Source organism: Nostoc cf. edaphicum LEGE 07299, from assembly GCF_015207245.1.
Classification (GTDB): domain Bacteria; phylum Cyanobacteriota; class Cyanobacteriia; order Cyanobacteriales; family Nostocaceae; genus Nostoc; species Nostoc edaphicum_B.
The window spans coordinates 1-4011 of record NZ_JADEXF010000542.1 but is presented as its reverse complement, the minus strand read 5'-3'; the positions used below and the strand labels follow the sequence as shown (position 1 = coordinate 4011).

General features: G+C 38.6%; 5 protein-coding genes and 1 pseudogene. 3 read left to right on the top strand and 3 right to left on the bottom strand.

All coding sequences use genetic code 11. From position 1 onward, the window contains the following. Both IQ229_RS16480 and IQ229_RS16475 read right to left on the bottom strand, forming a co-directional pair. Positions 1-490 (bottom strand): annotated as a pseudogene (locus IQ229_RS16480) (hypothetical protein); the annotation flags it as partial. A 450-nt stretch (positions 491-940) separates the two neighbouring features. Then, the gene (locus tag IQ229_RS16475) at positions 941-1318 is read right to left on the bottom strand and encodes a hypothetical protein (protein ID WP_228013514.1); all 378 of its coding nucleotides are present in this window, start codon (positions 1316-1318) and stop codon (positions 941-943) included. A 363-nt stretch (positions 1319-1681) separates the two neighbouring features. Here IQ229_RS16475 and IQ229_RS16470 point away from each other — a divergent pair, with 363 nt between their 5' ends. The 3 genes from IQ229_RS16470 (at position 1682) to IQ229_RS16460 (ending at position 3531) form a co-directional block, all read left to right on the top strand. Beyond that, positions 1682-2251, top strand: coding sequence for a hypothetical protein (locus tag IQ229_RS16470; protein WP_194045480.1), 570 nt, complete (start codon positions 1682-1684; stop codon positions 2249-2251). Positions 2252-2494: 243 nt separating this feature from the next. Beyond that, a complete protein-coding gene (locus IQ229_RS16465; RefSeq protein WP_194045478.1) occupies positions 2495-2968 on the top strand; it encodes a TspO/MBR family protein in 474 nt (157 codons plus the stop codon). 89 nt (positions 2969-3057) lie between these two features. Continuing rightward, positions 3058-3531, top strand: coding sequence for a TspO/MBR family protein (locus tag IQ229_RS16460; RefSeq protein ID WP_194045476.1), 474 nt, complete (start codon positions 3058-3060; stop codon positions 3529-3531). A 5-nt stretch (positions 3532-3536) separates the two neighbouring features. Here the strand turns inward: IQ229_RS16460 and IQ229_RS16455 are convergent. Continuing rightward, positions 3537-4011, bottom strand: a 475-nt coding sequence (locus IQ229_RS16455) for a M15 family metallopeptidase (RefSeq protein ID WP_194045474.1), incomplete at its 5' end; no start/stop codon positions are given.

The following is a 4011-nucleotide window of genomic DNA, read 5'->3' as shown; positions in this document are numbered from 1 at the left end:
GTACTTGTATCGCTTGATCTGCCTCTGTTTCATGATTAAGCTTTCCCATCGTGACCCAGTTCCACAAGTCCTTATACCAAGGATCATTCTCTGCATCATATTCATTCAGCAAGTCAGAATATTCATTCACCGCTTCATTAAGCGACCTTGGTAAGGGGCCTTTAAGATACCACCACCATCGCTCTGGTAGGGGATTTACACTCTTTCTCCATTCCGCTAACTGGCCAAGCTGCGTGATATCCTTAGCAGCTTTATCTTTTAATCGCTTATCTAACTGAATTAGTAAATTAATATCTATTGGTTGTTGTGAGATAGAGGATTTGTCGCTCAGGGCAACATGAATAATATCACGAGCTACAAGAACGCCTATCAACTTCTCTGTCCAATTATCCCCAGGCTGTTCAACTTCATCTAAATCATTTAAAGCTTTCTCATAAGAACTAATGCAATTTTTTTGTTCTTTGGCTTCCTCAGCTATACCGTCCGTCATCTCTTTAAATCCCTTTAATTTTTGTTAATACAAATTTGCTATATTGCCATAATAGAATGATATTTTGATATTAATGCCTTATAATAAAAACAACGAAATAAACAATATTTACTATTTATTGATTTTTTCTTATGTAAATTTCTGAACGGCTTGCGTAACTAAAGCCGCCAGCAAAAAACAACAATGTTTATATGGCACTTTTATCGCTTGTATTGTTTTTATTTTCCAAACGTAAATAAAAAATCACACCACAAAATATTATTCCTGCGATGATATCTATAAAAGACATTAACTTCATTAAAAATAGATTTACCTAGTACAGCACGGCGTAAATAAACATACCATCTCAAACAGGTACAAGCCTTGATATATGATCCTTTTGATTTTTGACTTCTGCCTTGCGGTACTAGTTATCTTTGCAGCAGTTAACTATTTTTTAATGATTCCGCACTATATTTTATTCTCTTTTGTTTGTTCTGTTTCACCTTTGATTTCTGCGAATTTCTGAAGTGCCTTGGGAACAAAAGCTGCCACCAAGAAAATGAATGTCATGTTTACATCACTACTTGAGGAGTTGCTGTTTGTGTTACTTGGCTTGTGAGCATTAATCAGAGATAAAGAACCAAAAATTATTGCTGTAATAAGGGCAAAAAAAGACATCAACCTAATTGATGATTCATTTCCCTGATTGTCTGTAAAGAAATTAACTCTTCCTGACTTATCTTTTTCTTTTTGTAAAGTATCAATTTCTACTCCTAATCTATCAATTGTTACTCCTAAGTCTTTTAATGTATAGTTTTCATTTAGTGTTTTTTGTTCCGTAACCATATACTTATATCCTTAGAGTTTGAAAAGTTTAGTTGTAGAAAGATAATGCACTTTGCAATACCTCTAAAGCAATGGAAGTTTGCCAACTTAAGCACAGTAAAATTAAGAATTATTACAATCCATCTGATATCCATATACTCTGACTATCAAAAATTTACTGTTGAATAACATTCCTAAAATTGAACTTGGGGTGTAATTTGAGCGCATCCACTTTTGGAAGAAATATAATAAGCACCCCTGTATGGGTTGTATAAAAAAACTATCTGCCAAAACCGGATGCTCATTGGAAGTTGTGATTTTCCCTCTCGGCTGACTCCCTTTTTTGCCTAAAGTGTTGCGTAAATCAAATCTAACTGTTTTTTTATGCTTCCAAAACAACGCATACGTGGTGTTATCCTTACGCCTAAAGGATTACATAAGCTTGAGTTTGCAAAACAACAAACAGAATTTAATGGCAACGGCAACAAGCGATTTACACTCATCAATCTGAGTGTTCAGACAGGTTTAGACTCTCATACCCTGTGTAAGATTTTTAACTGTAACAACAAAGTTGATCGATACTCTCTCACTCGATGTTTTCAGGCATTCAAAATATTATTAGAACCGGATGATTATGAGATCGCCACGATTCCCCTGCTCATAACTAGCTCAGAGTTACAACAGGGAGAAACCTGCAAGGATAAGACTTTAGGAAGACAGGAGGACAAAAAACTTGGATTACAGTTGAACCTAGATGTAAATGAGGTCAACTTGCCCATGACTCAACCTGAAGAAATTCGCTCAAGAGGAATAACACTGCTGGAACAATTATCGGGAGAATCTTTACTAAAAGCAGTTAAATTTTTAGAATCCCTTTCTCAAGAGCCTTTACCGCTAAGTCAAAACAAGTTTGAACATAGCAACGGTGTTGCAAAGAATATTACCCTCAATTAAATTAAAAAAGTTTTCAACACCTATAAAAAAATAACCTCTCGAAGCGATGCCTACGGCGGGCTGCGCCAACGCCTCCAAAACGGTAGCCATGCCCCATTCCCAATGCCCATAATTTAAAATCCTGCCAAACGATGTGAAGGGTTCAAACTCAGGGATGATGAGTAATTAGCAATTAAATTGACAAAATCACACTATAAAGAGTGATATTAAGCGATAAATAGCGCTTGTAAAGGACTAAGGGGCATGATTAAATCTTGGATGGTGATTGGGGGCGTGGCTTTCTTGGTTGCTTTAGCCGCGAACGTGATTACGCCTAGCGATCGCCAATGGTTCAAGCGTTTACAACGACCAAGATGGCTAACTTTTGAGGGCGCAATTCCCGTTATTTGGACTGTAATATTTATTTGCGGTGCTTGGTCAGCTTATATTGTCTGGGAAAAAGACCCAGGAAGCACCTCAACTTGGTTAATCATGGGTTTATATCTGCTATTAGAAATTGTTACCATTGCCTATACTCCTGTAATGTTTAAGCTTCGCAGTCTGAAAGTGGGCACAATTCTCGGTGGTACAGGTTTTATAATTTGTGCTTTATTGATACTTGCAGTCTTAGGTTTTTCTGGTTGGGCAGCACTATTACTAGTTCCTTATTTGCTCTGGAGTCCCATTGGTACTTATACCACTTGGCAGATGATCGCTCTCAATCCTCAAGATGCCTAAGATTCGCACCAGGGAATGATTAAACATCTAGCCTAAATTGTCAAACTTGCAGTGTATGACTTGACAAAATACACAAGCAGGAGTGCATTATGATTCCATCTTGGATAATAATTGGGGCTGTAACTTTTTTTGTTGCCCTTGGTAGTTTCTTCATCACACCACGTGATGTTAAATGGTTTGCAAACTTAAGTCGTCCTCGTTGGCTAGTTTTTGAGCCGTTGATTCCAATTATCTGGACTGTGATTTTTATTTGCGGTGCAGCTTCAGCTTATATTGTCTGGGAGAAAAATCCCGGAAGCCTAATTACTTGGCTATTAATGGCTTTGTACCTTTTGGTGGAAATTATCACCGTTGCCTATATACCTACAATGTTGAGGTTTCGCAGCCTCAAAGTTGGGGAAGTTCTTGGGCTAATCGGTTTGATTTCAGGCGTTGTTTTGGCAATCTGCGTTTTGCCGATTTCTGTAGTAGCGGCGCTGTTACTCCTTCCTTATCTAGTTTGGACTCCCATTGGTACTTACACTACCGACGAGTTAAAAGAACTGAATCCTCAAGATGCATAACGTATCTATGGAAGACGCCCATAACGTGCTGTGAGAGGCTTGGCTGGATTGGATTGATTATTTAGCCAAGCCCACATTTGATCGCCAACAGAAAAATGCCACCACTCTCTAGGATTGCGTTGAAAGTCGGCTTTTAACATTACATCTCGCAATAGTTGACGATGAGCATGATACTTTTGCGTTTCTGAGCGATCGCTATTGGCATAATAATCGGGATGCGATCGCTCTGACATTTCATCAATCGGCGAACCCATATTTACTATTTGCCCTGCATCATCTACTAGCGTTACATCTACCGCCCCACCAGTACTGTGAGGAGGGGGAGTTTTTTCATCTAAACTTGGTGCAGCCCAAATTGCATAAACTGCTTCCCAAATCTCTTGGCGTTGGTTTGGGGATAACTCCACTTCAGTCAGTCCCCTATCCCGCACTGCTTGGTTAAAGCTGTAATCTACCATAAACTGCTGAACTGCGACCGGG